This window comes from Rhodococcus sp. IEGM 1379 (genome assembly GCF_030056815.1).
In the GTDB taxonomy this organism is placed as follows: domain Bacteria; phylum Actinomycetota; class Actinomycetes; order Mycobacteriales; family Mycobacteriaceae; genus Rhodococcus_F.
In genome coordinates this window covers 72,543-94,716 of the sequence record NZ_JASHKR010000013.1, presented here as the reverse complement: position 1 = coordinate 94,716, position 22,174 = coordinate 72,543, and the positions used below count along the sequence as shown (strand labels likewise).

23 protein-coding genes are annotated in these 22,174 nt (G+C 62.0%); 9 read left to right on the top strand and 14 right to left on the bottom strand.

What is annotated here, in order from left to right:
- Position 1 precedes the first annotated feature (1 nt).
- Both QM600_RS10535 and QM600_RS10530 read left to right on the top strand, forming a co-directional pair.
- Entirely contained in the window at positions 2 to 328 is a 327-nt protein-coding gene (locus tag QM600_RS10535; RefSeq protein ID WP_283261403.1) for a hypothetical protein, read from the top strand.
- Positions 325 to 882, top strand: a complete 558-nt coding sequence (locus QM600_RS10530; RefSeq protein ID WP_283261402.1) for a hypothetical protein — start codon at positions 325 to 327, stop codon at positions 880 to 882. The genes QM600_RS10535 and QM600_RS10530 overlap by 4 nt, the downstream gene beginning before the upstream one ends.
- Before the next feature lie 139 nt (positions 883 to 1,021).
- Here QM600_RS10530 and QM600_RS10525 read toward each other — a convergent pair whose 3' ends face one another.
- Positions 1,022 to 2,395 carry an MmgE/PrpD family protein gene (locus QM600_RS10525; RefSeq protein WP_283261401.1) on the bottom strand — a complete coding sequence of 458 codons (1,374 nt, stop codon included), beginning with the start codon at positions 2,393 to 2,395 and terminating at the stop codon, positions 1,022 to 1,024.
- Entirely contained in the window at positions 2,392 to 3,192 is an 801-nt protein-coding gene (locus QM600_RS10520; protein WP_283261400.1) for an IclR family transcriptional regulator, read from the bottom strand. The genes QM600_RS10525 and QM600_RS10520 overlap by 4 nt, the downstream gene beginning before the upstream one ends.
- Before the next feature lie 242 nt (positions 3,193 to 3,434).
- Between QM600_RS10520 and QM600_RS10515 the strand changes: the two genes are divergently transcribed.
- Genes QM600_RS10515 through QM600_RS10490 form a run of 6 tightly spaced genes read left to right on the top strand, consistent with a single transcriptional unit; the run spans position 3,435 to position 8,756 of the window.
- Entirely contained in the window at positions 3,435 to 4,652 is a 1,218-nt protein-coding gene (locus tag QM600_RS10515) for an ABC transporter substrate-binding protein (protein ID WP_283261399.1), read from the top strand.
- The gene (locus QM600_RS10510) at positions 4,649 to 5,638 is read left to right on the top strand and encodes a branched-chain amino acid ABC transporter permease (protein ID WP_283261398.1); all 990 of its coding nucleotides are present in this window, start codon (positions 4,649 to 4,651) and stop codon (positions 5,636 to 5,638) included. Before QM600_RS10515 ends, QM600_RS10510 begins: the two co-directional genes overlap by 4 nt.
- Positions 5,635 to 6,705 (top strand): branched-chain amino acid ABC transporter permease, encoded by a 1,071-nt coding sequence (locus QM600_RS10505; RefSeq protein WP_283261397.1) that lies wholly within the window; start codon positions 5,635 to 5,637, stop codon positions 6,703 to 6,705. Before QM600_RS10510 ends, QM600_RS10505 begins: the two co-directional genes overlap by 4 nt.
- Positions 6,702 to 7,424 (top strand): ABC transporter ATP-binding protein, encoded by a 723-nt coding sequence (locus QM600_RS10500; protein ID WP_283261396.1) that lies wholly within the window; start codon positions 6,702 to 6,704, stop codon positions 7,422 to 7,424. The genes QM600_RS10505 and QM600_RS10500 overlap by 4 nt, the downstream gene beginning before the upstream one ends.
- Complete coding sequence (locus QM600_RS10495) at positions 7,421 to 8,125, top strand: ABC transporter ATP-binding protein (protein ID WP_283261395.1); 705 nt, start codon at positions 7,421 to 7,423, stop codon at positions 8,123 to 8,125. Before QM600_RS10500 ends, QM600_RS10495 begins: the two co-directional genes overlap by 4 nt.
- A 13-nt stretch (positions 8,126 to 8,138) precedes the next feature.
- Entirely contained in the window at positions 8,139 to 8,756 is a 618-nt protein-coding gene (locus QM600_RS10490; RefSeq protein ID WP_283261394.1) for a hydantoin racemase, read from the top strand.
- Positions 8,757 to 8,989: 233 nt separating this feature from the next.
- Here QM600_RS10490 and QM600_RS10485 read toward each other — a convergent pair whose 3' ends face one another.
- From QM600_RS10485 to QM600_RS10475, 3 genes are all read right to left on the bottom strand, one after another.
- A complete protein-coding gene (locus tag QM600_RS10485; RefSeq protein WP_283261393.1) occupies positions 8,990 to 10,822 on the bottom strand; it encodes an FUSC family protein in 1,833 nt (610 codons plus the stop codon).
- A gap of 65 nt (positions 10,823 to 10,887) precedes the next feature.
- On the bottom strand, positions 10,888 to 10,968 hold the full coding sequence (locus QM600_RS10480) for a hypothetical protein (protein WP_283261421.1): 81 nt from the start codon (positions 10,966 to 10,968) through the stop codon (positions 10,888 to 10,890).
- Positions 10,969 to 10,984: 16 nt separating this feature from the next.
- Positions 10,985 to 11,464, bottom strand: coding sequence for a lipocalin-like domain-containing protein (locus QM600_RS10475; RefSeq protein WP_283261392.1), 480 nt, complete (start codon positions 11,462 to 11,464; stop codon positions 10,985 to 10,987).
- A gap of 243 nt (positions 11,465 to 11,707) precedes the next feature.
- On the opposite strand from QM600_RS10475, the gene QM600_RS10470 reads away from it, so the two are divergent.
- Positions 11,708 to 12,274, top strand: a complete 567-nt coding sequence (locus tag QM600_RS10470) for an NADPH-dependent FMN reductase (RefSeq protein WP_283261391.1) — start codon at positions 11,708 to 11,710, stop codon at positions 12,272 to 12,274.
- Between the two features lie 344 nt (positions 12,275 to 12,618).
- On the opposite strand, the gene QM600_RS10460 is transcribed toward QM600_RS10470, so the two are convergent.
- The 9 genes from QM600_RS10460 to QM600_RS10420 form a co-directional block, all read right to left on the bottom strand.
- Entirely contained in the window at positions 12,619 to 13,614 is a 996-nt protein-coding gene (locus QM600_RS10460) for a MaoC family dehydratase (protein ID WP_283261390.1), read from the bottom strand.
- Positions 13,611 to 14,468: an HpcH/HpaI aldolase/citrate lyase family protein gene (locus tag QM600_RS10455; RefSeq protein WP_283261388.1), complete on the bottom strand. Its 858-nt coding sequence runs from the start codon at positions 14,466 to 14,468 to the stop codon at positions 13,611 to 13,613. Before QM600_RS10455 ends, QM600_RS10460 begins: the two co-directional genes overlap by 4 nt.
- Complete coding sequence (locus QM600_RS10450) at positions 14,465 to 15,673, bottom strand: CoA transferase (RefSeq protein ID WP_283261387.1); 1,209 nt, start codon at positions 15,671 to 15,673, stop codon at positions 14,465 to 14,467. Before QM600_RS10450 ends, QM600_RS10455 begins: the two co-directional genes overlap by 4 nt.
- Positions 15,670 to 16,908, bottom strand: coding sequence for an acetyl-CoA C-acetyltransferase (locus QM600_RS10445; RefSeq protein ID WP_283261386.1), 1,239 nt, complete (start codon positions 16,906 to 16,908; stop codon positions 15,670 to 15,672). The genes QM600_RS10450 and QM600_RS10445 overlap by 4 nt, the downstream gene beginning before the upstream one ends.
- Positions 16,901 to 18,586 (bottom strand): AMP-binding protein, encoded by a 1,686-nt coding sequence (locus QM600_RS10440; RefSeq protein ID WP_283261385.1) that lies wholly within the window; start codon positions 18,584 to 18,586, stop codon positions 16,901 to 16,903. The genes QM600_RS10445 and QM600_RS10440 overlap by 8 nt, the downstream gene beginning before the upstream one ends.
- On the bottom strand, positions 18,583 to 19,440 hold the full coding sequence (locus tag QM600_RS10435; protein WP_283261384.1) for an alpha/beta fold hydrolase: 858 nt from the start codon (positions 19,438 to 19,440) through the stop codon (positions 18,583 to 18,585). Before QM600_RS10435 ends, QM600_RS10440 begins: the two co-directional genes overlap by 4 nt.
- Positions 19,437 to 20,210: a hypothetical protein gene (locus QM600_RS10430; protein ID WP_283261383.1), complete on the bottom strand. Its 774-nt coding sequence runs from the start codon at positions 20,208 to 20,210 to the stop codon at positions 19,437 to 19,439. The genes QM600_RS10435 and QM600_RS10430 overlap by 4 nt, the downstream gene beginning before the upstream one ends.
- Positions 20,207 to 21,400 (bottom strand): acyl-CoA dehydrogenase family protein, encoded by a 1,194-nt coding sequence (locus QM600_RS10425; RefSeq protein ID WP_283261382.1) that lies wholly within the window; start codon positions 21,398 to 21,400, stop codon positions 20,207 to 20,209. The genes QM600_RS10430 and QM600_RS10425 overlap by 4 nt, the downstream gene beginning before the upstream one ends.
- 133 nt (positions 21,401 to 21,533) lie before the next feature.
- Positions 21,534 to 22,139 carry a TetR/AcrR family transcriptional regulator gene (locus QM600_RS10420; RefSeq protein WP_283261381.1) on the bottom strand — a complete coding sequence of 202 codons (606 nt, stop codon included), beginning with the start codon at positions 22,137 to 22,139 and terminating at the stop codon, positions 21,534 to 21,536.
- Between the last annotated feature and the right edge of the window lie 35 nt (positions 22,140 to 22,174).

Below are 22,174 nucleotides of genomic sequence, written 5' to 3'. Positions count from 1 at the left end.
CGTGGGAGTCGCCCTGGTGGTGACGCTCGGCGGATGCTCCCAGGTCGACGCCCTCGCACCAGTGGGCGGGGCTGGAATCGCCGACATGCGCTACGCGACCAACGAAGTGCTGCTCGAGAAAAACATCGATATCCTCGTGGCACCGGTATGTTCCGGCGAAGGTCTCGAACTGCGATGCACCGGTGAAACCGTGAACAGCGAGTCCATCACGGCTACATCTACATCCCAGGACGAGAGCACGTTCAAGCTGGTCGTCGGCACCGAAACCGTCTACTCGGGAGACGTGCAAACCGTCCTCGATCGCAACGGAACGATCGGTGCACCGTGAAGAGCCTGCGCCGTGGTCTCCTCACGTACGTGCCGACCATTCTGGTGGGCGCGGTGATTCAAGCTCTGTTAGTCCTCGGCGATCCTGTCCCGACGACGTCGTGGTGGTTCGCCGCCCGAGTACTGGCTTCGGCGTCGGTGTTGATCCTCTCACTCTGGTTGACGATGAGCTTCGCTGCGCACACGGACACCCCATTTTCTTCACGGTTGTTGCTGGCGGCGACTGTCACTGTGCTCTGCGGAATCGTCGCGGGCATACTGAACCCGATTCTGCCTCTTCTCGTCGCCGTGATGTCCCTGCCCGTATTGTCGGCAGCCGCCGCCGGCCCCTTGAAGGAAGTCACACGGACGATCACGTTCGCCCCAATTCGTACTTCCCTCGGATTGGCCGGATCTGCCGTGTTGATCATCGTGAACGTAGTCGCGGGACTGCTTCTCGGGTTCTTCGTCACAGGAGTTGTCGCCGCTGCAATCACCTGGCTCGTCTTCGGAATCAGTGCAACGATTCTGGCGACGCACTGGGCATCCCTTCACCGACGTGCACACTCGTCGTAACCCCCACGACGGCACTGTCATAGCTGCAAAGATCAAAGCCGATAACACCTTTGGGTGTATCGGATGGACGCACGCAAGCCCGAGGCTAGCCCGCCGACCTTCCAGGCATGGAGAGGCGAGCTTTGCGAAATGACGGGTGTCAGTTCCCGAGGGACCTCAGCGCGCCGATCAGACTTGCAACGTCCTCGCTGGCAGCGAGCTTGTCAACGATCTCCGTGATCACACTCGCATCAGCCTCGCCGATCAATCGGACGGACTTCGCGCGAATTGCGTTACGGTCCATGGGAAAATGATCGACATCGCCAACCGGGTTCGGTGTCGACGCCGCCACGTGCTCGCCGTTTCTCAGTTCGACTTGCACCTGGGCGACGCGACGCTGCGGGAGCAATGCATCGAGCTGGATAGACGTGGCGACGGTGACTCGTTTGCTGAACTGCTCGGCGATCTCGAAAGTTCCGCCGGCAGGGTCAAGTGTGTCAGCGTCGATCGAGTCCGCAACAAAGGACGCTGCGACAACGAATGGCAACGAGAACATCGCGCCCAGTCGAGTTGACGGCCGGCGACCGAAAAGCGGTTCGGCCAGCGAATGGGTCTGAACGTGAACATGTTCGACGTCTTCTGCAGTCCAGCTAGCATGTGCACGCAAGCTCTGAACGGTATCGATCGCCGCGTGGGTGTACGAGCAACTTGCATGCTGCTTTGCATACCCCTCCAACGTGAGCCAGCGTCGGCCGAGATCTTCGGTGAGCCGGTCTAGGTCCAGACTGCCGACGATATCGCCGAGCGTGTGCTCGATGGCGCCGGAGTTGTGTACCAGACCGGCCGCCGCGAGTCGTGCGGCATCCAGTCCCGCTCGCACCGCGCCTGCGATCCACAGGTTTCGCGCGAAGTTTCCGTCCAGGACCAGTGCCCACGGCGCAACGTGAATGAGTGCAGATGATCCGTCGATGGCAGCGGCCACGACGTCGACATCTGCATTCCACACCATTGCAGCCGCTGCCGCTGCGCCAGTTGCACCCCAGTGGCCGTGTGTGTGCCAGCGATCGTTTCGAGTCAACGCGTAACCGAAGCGTGATGCCACTTCGTACCCGGCAACAACGGCGGTGAGGAAGGTTCGTCCGCTGACTGGCACTTTGCTCAGACGTACCGCGGCAATTGCTGCCGGTACGACGTGAGCGGCAGGGTGGCCGGCGGCGTACTTGTTTCCCTCGTCGAGCTCCAGCGCGCATGATGCAATCGCGTCGAGGACGGTTGCCGTCTCCACATTCGTTCGAATTGCGCTTCCCAAGGGTGCGGTTTCACCGGCCTCCGCTACCCAGTTCCGCGTCAGTTCGCGCAGCTCCCCGGTCCGTGCCCCCGCGACTGTCACCGCGAACAGATCCTGGAGTAGTACGGAGACTCGATCTTCCAGTGATCGCGGAAGTGCGTGACCGCGCAGCGCAGTGGCAGTCTCCGCCAGTGCGTTTACAGCGGAAACATGTTGTGCGGAGGTGTACTTCGTTACTCCGATCATCGAGTGGCTCGCGATTTCATGATGTGAGTGATCGATTCGGCCGCAGTGAGTACCTGGCGGGCGTGGATGGTGTGTTTCTCGTCCGCGGTGGAGGAATATCGGAAGGCCGGCCCGGACGAGCTGACCGACCCGAGAACGTGATCGGCCGCGTCGAAGAACGGTGCCGCGATGGAAGCGGCGCCGGTATTGCGTTCGTCGAGTGAGGTGGCGTATCCGAGTTCCCGAATTTCGGCGAGTAGGGCAAAGAACGCGTCGGCGTCGGCGGCCGGGGTCGTGCCTTGCAGTTCTCGTAAAGCCTCGACGGCAAAATGTTCGGGCAGGAAGGCAAGAATGGCGCGGCTCGAGGCTCCGGAATGTAGCGGGTACTGAGGCCCGATCTCGACGACCATCTTCACTTCTTGTGGACTCTCGTACTGATCCAGGTAGACACGGCGGTGGCCGACAAGTGCCGACAGTGTTGCGGTTTCGAGTGTCTGCTCTCTGAGTTCGCGCAGCACCGGAGCAGCGATGGAGCGTACATCCAATTGGCTCCATGCCTTGGTTCCCAGTCCGATCGCCGCGGGACCGAGGGAATACGTTGCTTCGCCGGTCACCGGTTGCACGATCGAGCGAGATGCGAGCGACTGCAGGATTCGGTGCACGACTGCTTTGCTCAGCTCGAGGTTTCGCGCGATTTCCGAGACACCGAGCGCACGTTCGGACTGAGCGAAGGCCAGAAGGACGTCCGCGACGCGATCGGCTGATTCGGTGCCCGTGGACGTTTCGGTCGATGGTCGGATATGGGGGGTGGTGGCCATGCGAGCCTTCCTTCTGGATCGGAGTGAGCCTAGTAACGCGAACGGCCTACGGCAAGTGTTCCGCTCAGCGAACCAGCGAACTAATGTTAAATCCAGGATACGGCCTGTTCTGCGACCGTGATGCGTGCCATACTCTTGCGGAAGAGTAGAAATGTCCGGAAACGATGATCGCTGAGCGGAACGATGAAAACGCCGCCGATCGGTTTGACTCGGTACAGAGACGGCGCGAAAGGCTATCGACAATGAAGAAGCTTGTAGCGGCATTTACGGCTGCTGCCCTAATGGGTGCCGCCGCGTGCGGATCGTCCGGAACCGACGGTTCCGGCGACATCAAGATCGGTTCGGTCCATCCGATGACGGGCGCACTCGCCGGCGTCGGTGGATTGATGAACGACGGCGCAGCACTGGCCGTGGCCGACATCAATGCAGCCGGCGGCATCAAATCGATGGACGGTCGACACCTGCGACTGGTCGACGGCGACAGCCAGGGCAAGGCCGAGATCGGCCAGAGTGAGGCTCAACGACTGATCAGCAAGGGAGTTGTAGCGCTAATCGGCACGTACCAAAGTGACGTGACGCAGACAGTGGCCTCCGTTGCCGAACGCTCACGCGTTCCATTCGTCATCGACGTCGCGGTCGACGACAAGATCCTCCAGCAGGAATACGAGTACACATTCCGCCTGCAGCCCAACGCTTCCACCATGGGACGCGACGGCGCCAAGGCGCTGGCCGCGATCGAGAAGCAAACCGGTCAGGCCATCGACAAGGTGTCCTACCTGCACATCGATGGGTCTTTCGGTGGCAGCGTCTTCGCAGCCTTCAAGGAAGAAGCCGCGAACCAAGGCATCAACTCGGTGCAGGAAATCACTTACCCGGCAACGAACTTTTCCGATGCGACCACACAGGTTCGCGACGCAGCCGTCACCAATCCCGACGTCATCGTCACCACCGGCTACTACCCGGACGGCCTTTTGATTGCCAAAGCCGCCGAACAGTTGAAGCTGAATGTCAAGGGCATGTACGGAATTGCCAGTGGTGCATTCGACGACAGTTCGTTCCCCGCCGCAGCCGGATCCGCCGGTGAAGGAATTTTGAGCGCGAACTACCACTACGACGCAACGAGTGAGCGCACCAACGACATCCGCGCCCGCTTCACGCAGCAGTACGGGCGTCCGATGGAGACGGCGGCGATGCTGTCGTACCAATCGGTCGAGGTGATTGCTGCCGGCCTCGAAGCCGGCGCGGACAGTGATCCCGAAGCCCTCCGTGACGCCATTGCCGCAGTGTCCCTAGAGGATCCACTGCTCGCATTCTCCGGTCCCATCGAATTCGACGAGACCGGTCAGAACAAGAACGCCGCTGTGATCGTGATGCAGGTGCGCGACGGAAAGGTCCTGCAGGTGTTCCCGGAAGAATTCGCCACGGACGCAATCGAGTTCCCGGTTGGAGAAGCAAAATGAGCGGCGTAACAAGTGTTGCCACAAATTCCAAGCGGCCCAGCGTATCCGGGATCAACCCCGGTGTACTCGTGGTCGGTGCGATCGTCGTCGTCATGGCGCTCATCTACCTCGTCGGCGGCAAGGACCAGGGCCTGGTCACCCAAGCCGTGGTCTCCGGACTGCTGCTCGGCGGTGTGTACGCACTGATCTCGGTGGGTCTGACCCTGATTTTCGGTGTTCTCGGCATCGTGAACTTCGCGCAGGGCGCCATGCTCACGATGTCGATGTACATCGTCTACGCACTCTCCACCGCCGGACTTCCGGTCTACGTCGCAACGATCATCGCCGTTCCGTTGATGTTCGTGTTCGGCGTGATCGTTCAAGCGTCGCTGCTCACCAAACTCACGATCAGTGGCAGCCACGACGGCCCACTTCTGGTCACCCTCGGACTCTCCTTGCTCATCATCAACGTCCTCCTGATGATCTTCGGTGGACGCCCGAAGGACGTGGAGGCACCCATCGACGGTTCATTGTCGATCCTCGGAGCGGTCGCCTCCTGGCCGCGCGTCATCGCGTTTGTCGGCGCAGCCCTCGTGGCCGTGGCTCTGACGGCCGTCCTCAAACGGACTCCGCTGGGACTGTCCATCCGCGCGGTGGCCTCGAACTCCGAGGGCGCCAAGCTGGTCGGTGTCGACATCGGCCGGGTGTACGCCCTCACGTTCGGTATCGGCGCGGCGTGTGTCGCAGTCGCCGGCGGACTCATGACTCCGTTCACCAGCCTTACGCCCTCAGTGGGTGAGCAATTCACCATCCTGGCGTTCATCATCGTGGTCCTCGGTGGCCTCGGCAGTGTTGTCGGTGCGATGCTCGGCGGTTTGGTGATCGGTCTGGTCCAGACCGTCGGAGCCCTCTACCTGCCAGGAACAGGGTCGCTCATCCTGGTCTTCGCGGTGTTCGTCCTTGTCCTGTTTCTCAAGCCCGAAGGATTGTACGGAGCCCGCCGATGACCAATGCGACTTCCTCGAACGCCGCGACCGATACAGTCTCTGCGACTGCAGTCTCGGCGACCGACATACGACTCAAAGACACGTGGCTGCAACGCCAATTGATCACCCTCGTCATCGGTTTCGCCGTTGTAGCGGCCCTTCCGTTGATGCTCGGCGAGCAAGCGCAGACCGTCGCCGTTCGAACGCTGATCTTCGCCATCATGGCAGTCGGCTGGAACATCATGAGCGGCTACGGCGGCATGTTCAGCTTCGGGCATGCCGCGTTCTTCGGCATCGGCGCATACACGGGTGCCTACCTCTTGGTGGAACACGGTGTTTCGCCGTGGATTTCGATGGCTATCGCCGCGGTGCTCTCCGCCGGCGTCGGAACCCTGATCGCCTACCTGTGCCTGCGCTATCGGCTTGCCGGTTCGTACTTCGCGCTGGCCACCTTCGCGTTTGCCCAGATGTTCCTGCTGCTGGTGCAAAACCTCGAAGTATTCAACAAGACCGAGGGCTTCAATGTCCCGATCCTGCGCAAAGATTCGTGGTCGATGCTTCAATTCGACAAGGACAGTCCGCTGTACATCTGGATCCCACTGGTGATTCTCGCCCTTGCGATACTCGGCACCATCTTCTACGTGCGCTCGCGTGCCGGCCAGTTTGTCCAGGCGGTGCGTGACGATGAAACTGCCGCAGCCTCTTTGGGAATCAATACGATGAAGTACCGGCTGATCGCCGTAGCCGCGAGCTGTGCGCTCACCGCAGTCGCCGGCGTCTATTACGTCCAGTACTACTTCTTCGTGGGCCCCGAACAGGCCTTCGGATCTGCGGTCTCGGTCGAGGCCATCGTCCCCGCCGTCATTGGCGGCATCGGCACCATCTGGGGACCGGTCATCGGCGCTGCCGTCGTCGGTCCGCTGTCCGAAACGATCAACGAGTTGCTGCGCAACCCACCGGAATTCCTGTCCTTCCTCGATGGCGTCGTCGGCCTCGACGTGGCTGCGTATTCGGTGATTCTTATTCTGATTGTCATCTTCCTGCCGAAGGGCATCTTCGGCACTATCCGTGAGAGGTGGAATCGATGAGCCTGCTGCACGTAGAAGGTCTCAGTAAATCGTTTTCCGGAATTCACGCCGTCAGGGACGTGAACCTGGACGTTCCCGAGCACGAATTCCTGGGCATCATCGGCCCCAACGGTGCAGGTAAGACGACTCTGTTCTCCTTGCTGTCGGGCGAACAACCGCCGACCGAAGGTCGAGTCGTCTTCGACGGGACCGACATCACCGGTTGGCCGGCCGACAAGATTGCCCGGGCCGGACTGGTTCGCACGTTCCAGCTCATGCGGCCGTTCGAGTCGATGTCCGTCCTCGAGAACGTCACCATCGCGGCGCTGACAAAACGTCGGTCACGCTCCGACGCCAGGAAGCATGCACTCGAGGTGCTCGATCGAGTGCAACTGTCCGATCAGGTCGGCGGCAAAGTGTCCACCATGTCGACGGCCGGACTCAAACGACTCGAACTGGCTCGCGCACTGGCCTTGGAGCCGCGTGTGGTCCTGCTCGACGAAGTTCTGGCTGGACTGGTGCCCGCCGAGCGTGCACCGATGATCGAACTGTTGCGCACTCTGCACGCTCAGGGGCAGACGGTGCTGTTCGTCGAACACATCATGGCGGCGGTGATGGCGCTGTCCGAGCGCCTTGTTGTCATGCACGAAGGTGCGGTGCTCACATCGGGTGATCCACGGACGGTGATCACCGATCCGCGAGTCGTCGAAGCGTATCTGGGAGAGGCGAAGTCAGCATGATGCTCGAGATAGACAACCTTCACGCCGGATACCGACGCCTGGAGATTCTGCACGGACTGAACCTGACCATCGAGAAGAACGAGATTGTCTCGCTCATCGGAGCCAACGGCGCTGGTAAGACGACGACACTGCGTGCGCTCTCGGGTTTGGTTTCCGCGACCGGTGGGCGAATCATGTTGGATGGTCAACCCATTCACGGCATGCGCGCCGATCGTATCGTCAAGGCTGGGCTGGTTCACGTTGCTCAGGACCGCGCACTCTTCGGCAGTATGTCGGTATTCGAGAACCTCGAGATGGGGGCGTACACGCAGAAGCGCAGCACGGTCAGCGAATCACTCGAGCAGGTTTTCGACATGTTCCCGATTCTGGCCGAACGCCGCGACCAGCGGGCCGACACGATGTCCGGTGGGCAGCAGCAGATGCTCGCGATCGGTCGGGCGCTCATGGCCCGGCCGCGGCTACTTACACTCGACGAACCATCGGTGGGGCTCTCGCCGAAGCTGGCGGCAGAGGTCCTCGACTCGATCGTGCGGATCCGCGAAACCGGAGTGACCGTACTCATCGTCGAGCAGAACGCGGCGCAGGCGCTCGAGATCTCCGACCGCGCATACGTAATCGAAAGCGGCTCGATAGTGCTCGAAGGTACCGGTGCCGAACTGGCACACGACGACCGCGTTAAAGCGGCTTACCTCGGTATCTGAAGGAGAGAACTCGATGCGTCTCTTGGCAATCACACCGATCGATATCGACGACGCGGAACTGCGTCGTCGTCAGGATCGCTACGATCAGCTTTCGCCGCAGGGAATCTCGGTCGAGCTGCGCAATATTGGCTCGGCCGCTCCACGTGCGCTCGACGCGGAAGGACAGGTCCGGGCGTCCGAAGACTTACTGGTGGATGCATTTCGCAATGCTGATCCCGACGGCTTCGACGGGTTTCTCCCGGACTGCGTCCTGGATCCATGCGCCGAGGTGGCCGGCACTTTCGCCCGGCCGCTCTACGGACTGTCACGACTGACCGCATCGTTCTACCTCTCCCAGGGACTGCGCATCGGTGCGTTAGCTCGGAACGAAACGATCGCAACCGAACTGGACCGTCGACTGGCGTTCTATGGTTTCGAAGCCGATCCCACGCTTGTGCTCGAGTTGTCGGTTCACGACATCGCCGATACGGAGGCGTGGGGGAATGCAGTAGTCGAAAATGCCGGCAGGCTAACGTGTTCCGTCGCGATCAATGCCTGTTCGGCGGTGCAGCTCACCGATCCACCGGCCAGCCCGCTGGTCGTTGACCCCACTGCGACGGCCTTGCGTCTGCTCGCGTTGTCCGAGGCTTGAATCTCATACCGTTTCACCAAAGGTCACCCCTTCCAGAAACTTGGAAGGGGTGACCTTCAAAAAATGGGGTAGCCCCGTCAGTAAAGGGTCCGAGAACTCGCGTGAGGAGTTGAGACGGTCGATACGGCGGCCGGTAAGCATGTCGGCGAATAAAGCGACGTGCACGGAGGTGGGGGCAACCGGCGAGGACCTAGACATGTTATGGATCTCGTACGGTGCGCGAACTCCGGCGGTCAGGTGAGCTCCCGTACCAATACGTCGTACAGGTCCTGCACCTCACCCGACAACACACCCGCAGGAGCAGCAGGGAGCTCAGGCGGTTTGCGTCCCGCCCGGATGGCCTCGGCAAGAATCTTCAGGGAGTTGCTCAGATCGGTGATCGCTGAATTATCCTGCACTGCAGTGCCGTTCGGGTCGGACGAGCGCTCGATTCGCCAGCATTCGGCGAGTGTGCGGTAGACCAATCGTTGTGTCGCGGCTATCGCCGGCCACCTCTGCTCGGCCGTCTTCTGTTGCTCTCGGGAGCCGTTCACGGCATTGTCGAAGGTCTGAGTCAGCCGCAGCGAGCTGCGTTGCAGATCGCGTCGCACAATCCGGGCTGCCGGGGTAGTAATTGCGGCGGGGCTCAGATACCCGACGGTGGTGGCGACCGCGTCTAGGGTATCGGCGACCGCAGCCGGCAGCCACATCTGAACATCGCGGGGAACGATCCACAAGAACACGGCCAGTGCCGCCGCACATCCCACTGCGGTGTCCAGGCCACGCGCGAGCAGAAGCGAGGACAGCTCGTCGACGCTCTGACCTCCGGTGGCGATCAACAACGCCACCGCCGTGATGAAGACGACCGCCAACGTGTAGTTGCGCACCACCGTGAGCTCGATGAGGAAGGTCAGTACCACAACGGCCGCGACGAGCCACAGCGCATGGGGGTGGGTGACAATGATTGCCGCAGCGAGAACCAGCCCAACCCAGGTTCCGGTGAGACGTTCGAGAGCACGCTGGGTAGTTCGGCGTCGATCCAGGCCTTGATGCAATACCAGCACCGCGGCCGACATAGCCCAATAGGCGTGTTCGAGTCCGAGTAAGCTGCCGAGCGCTCCGGCCAGTACTGCCGCCACCCCCACGCGTATGACGACCAACAGTGACCTCGAGTGCGGTTGCACAGCCTGTCTCAGAAGCGCCGATGCCCCCGGTCTTCCGAGCGGCAGCTGATCGATTGGGGTCACTTCGACGACGCCGGCTGGGTCGAGTGCTTGCCGGGCGAGTGCGCGGGCACGGTCTGCGCCGGCTGGGTCTGCGGGCGTGTGTGTTTCGGCGGAACTCATCGCGTCGGCAAAGAGAATGTGAAGCCGACGGCTCAACTCCTGTAACCGGCGCACGGTGTCGCTCGGTGCCAGGTGCCGGGGCTGTCGACTGATCAAGCTCTCCCAGGCACCATGCATCACTTGTGCTCCGCGGTGTCGCGCCGCATCTTGCCCATCTGTGTCTATCGCTTCGATGTAGTCCGCGACAGCCATTCCGGCAGCGCTCACGGCGGACTTTTCCGGACCGCGGGGCGCGAACGCGGCGCCGGACATGTGCACCAGCCACGCAAAAGCTCCGCCCGCGAACACCAGCAGAGCGACCCATGTCGGGTTCTCGTTCTGTTGATACAGGCCGGTGCCGACCGCGCACACCAAGGCAAACTGATATGCCCCTGGCGGACCGACTTCCAGCGCGTTACACAACAGGGTTGCCGCCGTGGCGATCGCGGCAACCGTGATCACCCCTACCCAGATGATCGACGACGCCCAGATACCAAGACCCACCGCGACACTGAGCGAGATCGCGACGACAGCGAGCAGTATCGCGCGGTTCAGGTATGGTCGCCCGCTCCCGTAGAGCGCGGCAAACCCACCGAGCGACGCGGTTAGCCCGGCGGTGAAATCACCCGCCAGCCACCCGATGAAAACCGGCGCCCCCATACATACAGCAGCACGTAGCCCACTCGGCCAACGCCGAGGCGCGGGATGAAAAACGAACATCGCACGCAGTCCACGAGTGACCGGCGCTGGAGGTTGCGGCATACCTCGATCACCTCTCACAGGTCGTGAAGTCGTGTCAGTACTCTGTTACCCGAGAGCCGTGAAATCTATTGTGCGGACTTGGATCCGCCGTCAATCGGGATCGTCTGCCCGGAAATCGATTTCGCACTATCGGAAGCGAGAAACAACGCCAGCGCGGCGATATCATCCGGGTCGACAAAACGTTACCGTCTTGCCGCCCGACTGGATCGGTGACGTGGTGCCCAACTTCAGTGTGTCGCCGTCGAGTTGGATCCGCCGCGGCTGGCTCTGGCCGGTCCAGTTCGGGAACAGTGACACGAACATCGAGTGCGTCAACGTCTGCTTGTCCTCGTCGACGTGGAACGGTTCCGAATAGGCGATGTACGAGGACGCCTCCGATATGTAATCCTCATTCGTGCCCGCGAACCAGTCCCCCGACTCGAAGTTCGGACGGTCAGGTTTGGAGAGCTGCGCCGACATGTAACCGTCCGGGGTGTAAATGATCAGACTCCGAGGCTCGTGGCCTAGCGGCTCGAACGGATCGGACCCGTCGATCGGAATATCCTGATACGACACCAACTTCCACGGACCGATCAACGCGTCACGCAAACCTTCGGCCATCATTACCTCCCACAGTCGAGGTGGCAGTCCTTCTCGAATCACTCTATGCCTCCCTCACATGATCGGGAGCCGACCATCACCGCCGACACACCCAAACACACGTGATGACTGATCGCCTCGAACCACCGCCATGCTTCCGACTTCGGGCCAAGATCGGGTAGTTCAACGCAAACACCGGCAGCGGTTATCAGCGCCAAAGCGACGGCCGAACCTGCGCCAGATCGATGTCAGACAGCCCCAACTACGAGCGCTGGAAACTGCGACAGTAGAAAGGCGGAAGCAACCATGAGCACCTACAAGGTCGGCTACTTCGTCGGCAGCCTCTCCTCCACCTCGATCAACCGGATCCTGGCGAAAGCACTGATCCAGCTCGCACCCCAGGACCTCGAGTTCACCGAGATCACCATCCGGGACCTGCCGCTCTACAGTCCGGACTACGACACCCAGTATCCACCCGAGGGCACCGCACTCAAGGACGCGATTTCCGGGGTGGATGCGGTTTTGTTCGTCTCACCCGAGTACAACCGCTCGATCCCCGGAGCTTTGAAGAACGCGATCGACTGGGCGTCACGTCCGTGGGGCCAGAACTCGTTCGATCACATCCCAGCCGCCGTGATCGGCGCATCGATCGGCGCGATCGGCACCGCCGTCGGTCAACAGAGCCTGCGGGCGGTGCTCAGTTTCTGCAACGCCCGACAGATGACCGCGCCAGAGGCCTACATCCACTACACGCCCGAGGTGTTCGGCGACGACGGCACCGTGCACAACGCCTCCACCGAGGAGTTCCTGCGGAACTACATGGCCGAGTTCCGCAATCACATTCATCGGGTCCTGACCGTTCTACCGCGCTAGCCCGGCGGGAAGCTCCTCCGAACGTGCAAGCGGTAAGTCGCGGGGATCGGCGATCTGCCCCGTGAGCGCCGCAGTGCGGTCCCAGGCGAACACAGGTAAACCGAGTCTTCCCACCCCCGCGACGTCCCGGGAAGTTGCGCAGAACCGTCCGTAACCTGTTGTGCCCGTTTGTCGACACCTGGACTATTCCGATACAACCAATACAGCCGGATTGGTGCAGCCGGGCACCGGCCGCGGTCAGGGGCAGATGGTCTCCGAGGGCGTGACGGTCTACTCGGCACGGAACACCGCTCATCGAAGGCTGTACCTACCCAGGTTCTCTGGCCGTAGTCGACAGTAATAGTTCACGGCATCACTGCCACGAAGCGCCAGTCCAGCACGTCCAGATCGCTGGCGTCCGCTCGCTGCGCGCGCACGACCGACCGCAGATGCACCACACTGCCATTGGCCTTCTCGTCGACGGCTTCCACTGTCACGTCGCTTGTCAGTGTGTCACCTTCTCGAACGGGCCCGGTGTGATCGCACGATACCCATCCCAGGATGCCGATCATGTCCGGAAAAGCCCGGTTCGCTTGTCCGAGTGCGAGGCCGATGGTGTGGCCACCGTAGACGAGACGACGCCCTTGTTCGCGTTGATCATGATGTACTGCAGCGATATTCATGCTCAGCCGGGCAAGCTCGGGCGCGCTGGAGACTACATCGCCGCTGCTTCGATAGATCGTCCCCGGCGTGGGTGCCACGAAGGTCCGGCAGCCTGTTTCCCTCCGGTACGCATCCAGATCCCAGCCTTGCGGAATACCCCAGGGCCAGTCGTCACTCGGGCCGACGGACGACATGTCGTCGCTGTGCCGGACACGTCCCGGGTCCGGATCGCCGCTCAGGGGAAGCATCGCGCAGCGGTAGAAATCGAGAATGACCTCACCGTGCCGGTCAGTGGATGTGACGCGCAGTGCTGCTAATCCGCTGGGAGCGCGGCCCGCCTTGTGCGAGTTTTCGCGGAGAGCAACGACTTCGGTTCTCGTGTGCAGTGTTTCACCAATGTGCGGGAACCTGTGAAATCGGAGCCCTCGGTAGAAGAGGTTGGCGATCACATGGTGCGTCGCCAGAGTGGACTGCCCGATCGCGACATCGCAGACCAGCCCGGGATGTGCGAGCGCGGTCTGTTCTCCGGTCACGGATTTCGAGAGGTGGGTATCGAGTGGCAGCCGCAGCCGATTGCCGAGGATGGACTGGTGGACTGCGGCGAGGCCGTCGGTGAGTGTCACGGCGGGGGCCGAGTCGTAGACGGTTCCGACGGTGAGTTGATCGAAGTACGGTCCCCCGGTGAGCGAGACGGTCATGATGTTCCTCCGATTCGTGTCAGCACTCTGCGGGCCGATACGGCGATGGCTTCGTCGAGCATTCGGCCGTCGAGCTGTGCTGCTCCGGCGCCTCTGGCTTCAGCCTCTGCCATAGCCCGCAATACACTGTGTGCGTGTGCGACGGCATCAGCTGATGGTGTGAATATCGTTTCTGCAGAATCGATCTGGTTCGGGTGGATGACCCATTTTCCGTCGAATCCGAGATCGCAGGACCACTGAGCCCACTGCCGAAACGGTGGGTCGTCGGAAATGCCGAGATAGGGGCCGTCGATGGCATGGATCCCTGCAGCCCGTGCCGCAGTCAGAACGGTGTCCTGGTGCGACAACCACATCGCCGGTCCGGCGCGCTCGCTCCGGCCGAGGGCGGAACCGAGATCGGCGTATCCGAGAATCAACGACTCCAGCCGCGGGTTCGACCGTGCGATTCGCGTTGCGTTCTCGATTCCTGCCGGTGTCTCGATCAGAGCCTGTACACCGATATCCGTCCCGGCCAGAGCCGTGTTGACCTCGTCGAGTTGTTCTGCGGTCTCGGCTTTGGGCACGATAATGCTGCGTAGCTTGCTGCCGAGCGATGCACAAGCATCAAGATCGTCGCTGACCCAACTCGTCGCGAGACCATTGATTCGGACCGATACTGTTCGGTCGGCGGTCAGCGCAGACAGTATTCTGTGCATCGCTTCGCGGGCATCGTGTTTGGCGGCCGGCGCCACGGCGTCTTCGAGGTCGAGTACCACTTCGTCCGCTGCCGAGGCGAGAGCTTTTGCTACTTTGCGTTCGTCTGATGCCGGTGCGACCAACACCGTGCGGCGACGTACTTGCGGTCGGGTCCTCACGGCGCCTCGTCGGTGGCCACGACGGCGCTGCGTACGAGTGCATCGATTCGTTCGGCATCGAGACCGAGGACGGAACCGAGGACGTCCGCGGTGTGTTGGCCGTGTCGCGGCGACGGGGCGGCATCGGTGTACCGGCCCTGCCAACGCAATGCAGTACGGGAAGTGAGCATCGAACCCACCCCGGGATGTTCGATTTCCTGAACCACTGTGTGCTGATCGGTCTCGCGGATCTCGGCGGCTACTTCGCCGAGGTCACGGTACGGACTCCACAGCACGCGGGTGTTCGCGAGGTCCTTCTCGATCTGCTCGAGCGTCCGCGATTCGAACCAGGGACGCACAATTGCTGTAATCGCCTCTCGGGCAGTGAATCTGTCCGCCGACACTGTCAGATCGAGGTCGCGTTGTTTCTCGAGGGCGGCGAAGATGTCGGCGGTCCCGGTCGTTTCGACCAGGGCTTTCCACTGACCGGCGGTGAGACCGACCACCATCACCGATCGTCCGTCGGAGGTGGGAAAGTCCGAACCGTAGCTACCGTACAGAGCGTTTCCCTGACGAGGGCGTCCCGCATTGGATTGCTCGGCTTCGGCTATCCACCCCATCCCTGCGATCCCGGACAATGCGACGTCGGCCAGTGCCAGTTCCAAGTAGGAACCGGCACCTGTGCGCTCTCGGTGCCGTAGTGCGGTGACGATACCCAGCGCGGCGTGCACGCCGGTGATCATGTCCCAGGCCGGCAGAACATGATTGACCGGAACGGTGAAATCGACCGGGCCGGTCATGAGCGGAAGGCCCAATGCGGCATTGACGGTGTAGTCGACAGCGGAAGTGCCGTCGGCGTTGCCCTGGATGTGCAGGTGAATCAGATCGCTGCGCCGATCAGTCAACAGGTTGTTGTCCAACCATGATGCATGGGCGATGTTTTCGAGGAGGACACCGGCTTCAGTGATGAGATCGGTGACCAGTGCGCGTCCGGCGTCACTGCGGAGGTCGACGGCCATCGACTTCTTCGCCTGGTTGAGGCCGGCCCAGTACAGACTCGACCCGCTATCTGTGATGGGCCAGCGGTCGGCATCGATGGCACCGCGAAGTGGGTCGATGCGGATGACCTCGGCTCCCAGTTCGGCGAGCATGCGCCCTGCTGTCGGTCCGGCGACGAAGGTGCACATATCGATCACCCGAACACCGTCGAGTGGACGCGCAGTCATGATGTGCGCTCGAAGATCGCGGTCAGGCCCTGCCCACCGCCGATGCACATGGTTTCGAGACCGTACCGGGAACCTCGCCGGTCCATCTCACGCAGCAGCGTGGTGAGGATGCGGACTCCGGTAGCGCCGACGGGATGTCCAAGCGATATTCCGGATCCGTTGACGTTGGTCCGTTCGAAATCTGTTGCAGTGAAATTCCATTCGCGGGTGACTGCGAGTGCCTGAGCGGCGAATGCTTCGTTGAGTTCGATCAGATCGATGTCAGCCAAAGTGAGGCCGGCACGTTGGAGAGCACGAGCGGTGGACGGCACCGGACCGATACCCATCTCCGACGGCTCGACACCTGCCACTGCCCAGGTGACCAGTCGGGCATACGGGCGAAGTCCCAGCCTCTCGGCGGTCGCGCGCGATGTCACCAGACATGCTGCAGCGCCGTCGTTCTGGCCGCTCGCGTTTCCGGCGGTGACAGTGGCGTCGGGATCCGAACCGGACATGATGGGTCGCAATCTGCCTAGTGACTGCATTGTCGCGTCGGCTCGCGGATGCTCGTCGCGATCGACGACCAATGGCGCGCTTCGTCGGACCGGGATCTCGATGGGAACGATTTCCTCGGCGAACACTCCGGAGTCGATGGCTGCCACCGCACGGCGATGAGACTCGACGGCCAGCGCGTCCTGTTCGTCGCGGCCGATGTTGTACTTGCGGCGTAGGTTCTCGGCGGTTTCGAGCATCCCTCCGGGTACCGGGTAGTTGCGGCCGCCCGCTGTGACGCGCCCTCGTCCCAGCCGGTCGTGCAGTGCCGCTGGTGCGCCTTTCGCGCCCCAACGCATTGCGGTGGTGTAGTACTCGGCTTGACTCATCGACTCGGCTCCGCCGGCGATCACGATGTCGGCGACACCGGTCTGGACGCGCATGGCGGCATCGAGGACCGCTTGTAGACCCGAGCCGCAGCGTCGATCGAGTTGCTGGCCCGGGACGGTGACCGGCATTCCGGCGTCCAGGGCAACGACGCGGCCGATGGCCGGGGCCTCCCCGTTCGGGTAGCACTGCCCGAAAATAACGTCGTCGATTGCGGCGGGGTCCACCCCGGTGCGAGTGAGCAGTTCGGAGACCACGCGGGCGCCGAGGTCGGTTGCGGGAACGTCCTTGAACTGACCTCCGTACCGCCCGACGGGGGTGCGTAGCGGTTCGCAGACGACAACATCGTGTGACTGTGCAGGTGTGGTGTCAGGCATGTCGGAAGTCCCTCTCGTGGTCGGTCCATTGTTGTGCCCATTCGCGCAGCTCGACCGCGCGTATTTTGTTCCCGTTGCCGCCGACGGTGGTCGGCATTTCTTCGATGATGTGTACTGCGGAGGGCACTTTGAAGGCCGCCAGACTCGACGCACACCAGGACTTGAGTTCTGCGGAATCGAGCGGAGCGGTGCCGGAGGGCACGACGAACGCGATTGCTTGTGTGTATCCGCCGGCGGCGGTGATCCCGACGACCTTCGCCAGGCGCACTCCGGCGTGTTCGGCGAGTCGGTGTTCGATTTCGGCGGGGTCGACGAGGAATCCGCGAAGTCGAAGTACGTCGCCCATCCGGCAGACGTACGAGTAGCCTCCGTCACCGGTTGCGGTGCCCAGATCGCCGCTGCGGAACCATCCGTCCGCGGTAAATGCGGCGGCCGCAGCTCCAGGATTGCCGAGGTAGGCATCGACTACGTTGGGGCCGCGGACCTGCAGTTCGCCTTGCTCGCCGTTCGGCAGGACCGAGTCGTCGAAGGGATCGGCGATGCGGATCTCGATGTTCTCCGAGACCGGTCGCCCACCGCCTGTCCATCGCAGCTTCTCGACATCGTCGAGATCCCACAACAGCATCAGCGAGAAGACCTCCGAGGAACCGAACACTCCCGTGGTGAGGGCGCCGAACTGATCGCGTGCCCAGCGGGCGATCTCGTGTGAGCGGCCGAGGAAGTCGGCGATCCCGAGGACCTTGAGCGACGACAGGTCGTCTCCTGTGCTCTGCCATTGATCGTGGAGTCGGCCGTAGAGATCGTCGCCGCCGACGATGTGGGTCACGCGCAACGATTCCATCCGCGAGAGTGTCGTGGCTGCGTCGAAGACCGGTTCCATCAGTAGCGCTGCGCCGCCAGCCAAACCGGCCAGAGCGGTGTTGAATCCGAACACGCCCGAGACGGGAAGAACGCACAGGGCGACATCTCCGGGTTCGATCCGCAGGGCTATCGCGTCGGCGTGGGCGTGCCCGACGACGGCGCTCTCCCGGTGTGCTGCGAGTTTCGGTGTGCCGGTCGAACCGGAGGTGGTGAAGGCAACTGCGAGAGGGTCGTCGGCGAGTGTGCCGGCCGCAAGGCCTGCGGCGGTGGTCGCTGCCCTGTTCGGCGTCGCGGCGACCCGAACGGTTCCGGTGTCGGCACTGCCGACATTCCAGGCACCGCCACCGAGATCGAACGGCCCGGGATCTGGTGCTTCGGCCGGTGCGGCAGGGCCACGTACGACGGCGACAGCCGGCGGGTTGGCCGACTCGACCGAGTTCAGTGCGTCGGAGAGCGTAGAGAACAGATCGAGACCGTGGAATCGGTCGGCTACCGCGACCACGCAGGGGCGTGCCGATACGAGGATGTGCGCGATCTCGCGGGTGTTGTAGCGAGTGTTCACACCGATCACATGCGCCCCGAGTTCGGTGGCTGCGAACTGCCAGACGATGGTGTCGGACCAGTTGGGCAGCAGCACGGCGATGCATTGGCCGTCGGTGACCCCAACTGCCTGCAGTTCGGCGCGCAATGCGCGGACACGGTCGGCCAACTCGCGGCGGGTGGTTGGCAGGACGAGGTCTCCGGCCACGTCGAAGGTCGCAACGGCCTGCGGATCCGCGTCGAGAAGGTCGGTCAGAAGATGTGCGAGTGTCGTCATGAGACTGTCTCCACGGACGAGTCTGCGCTCAACTCGCTCAACCAGCGGTGTGCCAGGGAGGCGAAGTCGTCGACTTCCTCCATCGGGTAGTGGCCGATACCTTCGAGCAGGGTGTAGCGGGCGAGCCCTGGGTTCGCGGCGTTGATCGCGTCGGCGGCGGACTGGACGCTCCGAGCATCGATCCAGGGGTCTTCGTCTCCGGCGATCAGGTGTATCGGGCACGTGACGTCGCCAAGACGGTCGCGGACATCGTGTGTGCCCCAACCGATGAGGTCAGTCGAGGAAATCTCTGGATCCTCGCGTTTGTGCATCGTGGCGATAATCTGTGCTCGGCCTTCCGGGACTGCACGGCCGATCGATGCGAGTGTGCCCAGGTAGGTCCGGTCCGCGCGACTGGGGCTGGCCACATCTTCGAGTTCGCGCCGCAGTCCGTCGACGTTCACACGGCCAGGCGCGGCCTCGGCTTCCATGGCGATGGCGCCGGCGAGCGGCCGTGATGGCCTCGTTGCCAGTTCCAAGGTGAGTTTGCCGCCGATGGAGCAGCCGATGACGAACGGTGTTCGCACGTCGAGGAGATCGAGGACCTTCCAGAGCCAGTCTGCGTAGTCGGCCAGGTTACTGATCGGTGCGTACGCGGCAGGCTCGGAGCGTCCATGTCCCGGAAGATCCGGGACGATCACTCGGTAGCCGAATTCGGAGAGCGCACCGGCGACGTGGCGCCATTGAACGCCGCTTTGACCCGCGGTGTGCAGACACAGAACCGTGGGTAATGTTGCGGCAGTAGTATTTTCCGGTGTCACGATTTCGATGAATCCGAGGGTTCCGTCGATCGAGAGATACTTCGCTTCGATCATGCGTGTGTCTCCTTCGCAATGATTCTGGCATGCTCGATGATGGTGCCGAGCGGCTTGGTCAGTCGTAGATATTCGTAACCGTCTCCGCTGGAAGAGAATTCACCAGCGATTGCTCGGCGCATGAAGTCGTTGCGTTCAGCCATGACGAGGTCAACCCAGCGCACGGCAGTGGCGGCGAAGGTGAAGGTGGCTCCGTTGGGGACACGCCTGGTCACGTCGACGATCCGGCCACGATAGATCCGCAGATGTACTTCGCGTACCTGGCCTGATCCATCGGTGCATCTCAATCCGATTGTTCCGTCCCAGTTCGCTAGCGACGCGGCGAATGTCTGATCTTTACTGAGGGACTCACATAGTGCTTGACCCCAGCGCACTGTGCAGAAGTCGGTGCCGGGACTGTCTTCGATTGCTGCGGTCACCGGCACAGTCCATGTTTCGATCCCCTCCTCACGGGTGTTGCCAGCGTCGTCGAGAAGTCGAATGTGGCGATCGACCTCGATCGCGGAGTCCCGGGCCGATACTCGGGTGATCACCGTCTCGGCACCGACGGTGTCAAGTCCGGTGACTGCCGCGATGCGGGTCCACTGCAGTTTCGTGCGCTCGGCACCGAAAGTCACAGGCGTGGTTAGTAGGCCAGCTGCGACGAGGCCGGTTGCGCAGACCTGCTCGAGCACCGAACTGCCTGCAACGCTCGGGCCCAGCAGATCGCTGATCGGGTGAAGTGGTGAGGCGAACCGATCACCGATTGCGATGGTGGTCGTCGACGTCATGACTGCGACCGTCCGAGCAGTTCGTCGGAGATGATCCGCATCTGAATTTCACTCGTTCCTTCGAAGATTTTTGTCAGTCGTGCGTCCCGCCAGTGCCGTTCGACTTGGAAGTCGGTGGTGTAGCCGGCGCCGCCGTGGATCTGTACGGCTTCACTGGTGACACGCTCGGCCATTTCGGTGGCGACCAGCTTGCACATCGACGCTTCGAGCGAGCAGCGGCGGCCGGTGTCGATGTCGGTGGCCACCGAGTACATCAACTGGCGGGCAGCTTCGATATCGGCAGCCATCTTGGCGATCTTGAAGCGAAGGTGCTGAAAGTCTGCGATGGGATGGCCGAATTGGCGGCGGGTGTGCATGTAGGCGATGGAGTCTTCGAGGGCTGCTCGGGCCAGACCGATGGCCCGGGCGGCGGTGTGCGCGCGGCCGACTTCGAGACCACTGACCGCGAGGTAGAAGCCCTTACCCTCTTCGCCGAGCATGTTCGCGGTAGGGACGCGGAAGTTGTCGAACGCGAGTTCCCAAGTGCTCCAACCGAAATAGCCGATCTTGCGTATTTTGGTGCCACTGATGCCCTCGGGTAGGATTCCCCGTTCCTTGTCGATGAGGAATGCACTGATGCCGCGGTGCGGTTTAGCCGGATCCTTCTGTGGATCCGTTCGCGCAAACAGGACTATGTAGTCGGCTTCGTCGGCGTAGGTGCACCACATCTTGGTGCCGTTGATAATCCAGTCGTCGCCGCTGCGGGTTGCGCGGCACGAAATATTGGCAACGTCGGACCCTGCCTCGGCTTCCGAGAGTGCATATGCTCCGAGGTAGTCGCCTCTGGCTACTTTCGGGAGCAGCGCGGCCTCTTGTTCGGGGGTGAAGCCGCCTCCCATCCCGTTTCCTCGCGCCAGCAGTCCCGAGACGCTCATCCACGCGCGGGAGAGTTCCTCGGCGACGAGACAGTATTCGAAGACTCCGAGTCCGAGGCCGCCGTGTTCTTCGGGAATCATGATTCCGAAGAAACCGACCTCCGACATTGCCTTCTTCAGCGAATCCGGAATGGCGCCTTGCACGGGATCAAGTTCGTTCGCGACCGGGAGTACCTGCTTCATCGCGAAGTCTCGGGCCAGATCGCGGATAGCCAATCGGTCTTCGGTGAGGTACCGCGGGGAGTCAGTGCGCGGCTGAGACGGCCGATGAGTCATGAAATGCTCCTGGTGGCTGGCGTGCGTCAGAAAAGTGAATTCTGCATCACATTAACGCTTGTTCATCCAGTAGAACATGTAGCCCGCGAGTGCGTCAACGCAACCATCAGCGCACCCATTCCTCACTGCAGTGTCAGGCCGGCCTATATCCGACCAGGTTCAGCCCATATTGGCCGTACGACTTGGCCACCTCCCGCGCAGATAGCGGACCGTCGTCTCGGTACCAGAGCGCAATGCCCGAACACATCGTCAATACCGCAGTCACTGCTTGATGAACAAGCGGGATCACGAACTCTCCGCAGTTCACGCCCGCTTCCGCGATTGCAATGAACTGATGCTCCTGGGCATCGCGCGAGCCCACCACTCGCTTTCGATCCACCTCGTCCAGATATCTCAACTCGGTGTTGGCCACGAGACACGCTTGGGCATTCGACGCCGTATACAACGCATGCGCTTCAACTGCCGCCGCCCATTGCGCAGACGGAGACGCCCCAGCCTTACGAATAGCATTACGGGTTGCAGTGAACTGCTCATCACTGGCCGCCCTCAGTATTTCAACCAGTATTTCGTCCTTATTCTCGAAATGGTTGTAGACGTTTGCAGCGCTACAACCTGCACTTTTAGCGATATTACGCAGGGTCGCCGCATGAAAACCGAAGTCGAAGAACTCCTGCAACGCAGTGTCGAGAATCCGCTGACGCACGCTCCGGGTATCTACGTTTGTTGATCGACTGTTCATACGCAAAGACTATGGCGCAACTCAAAGACTGTGCA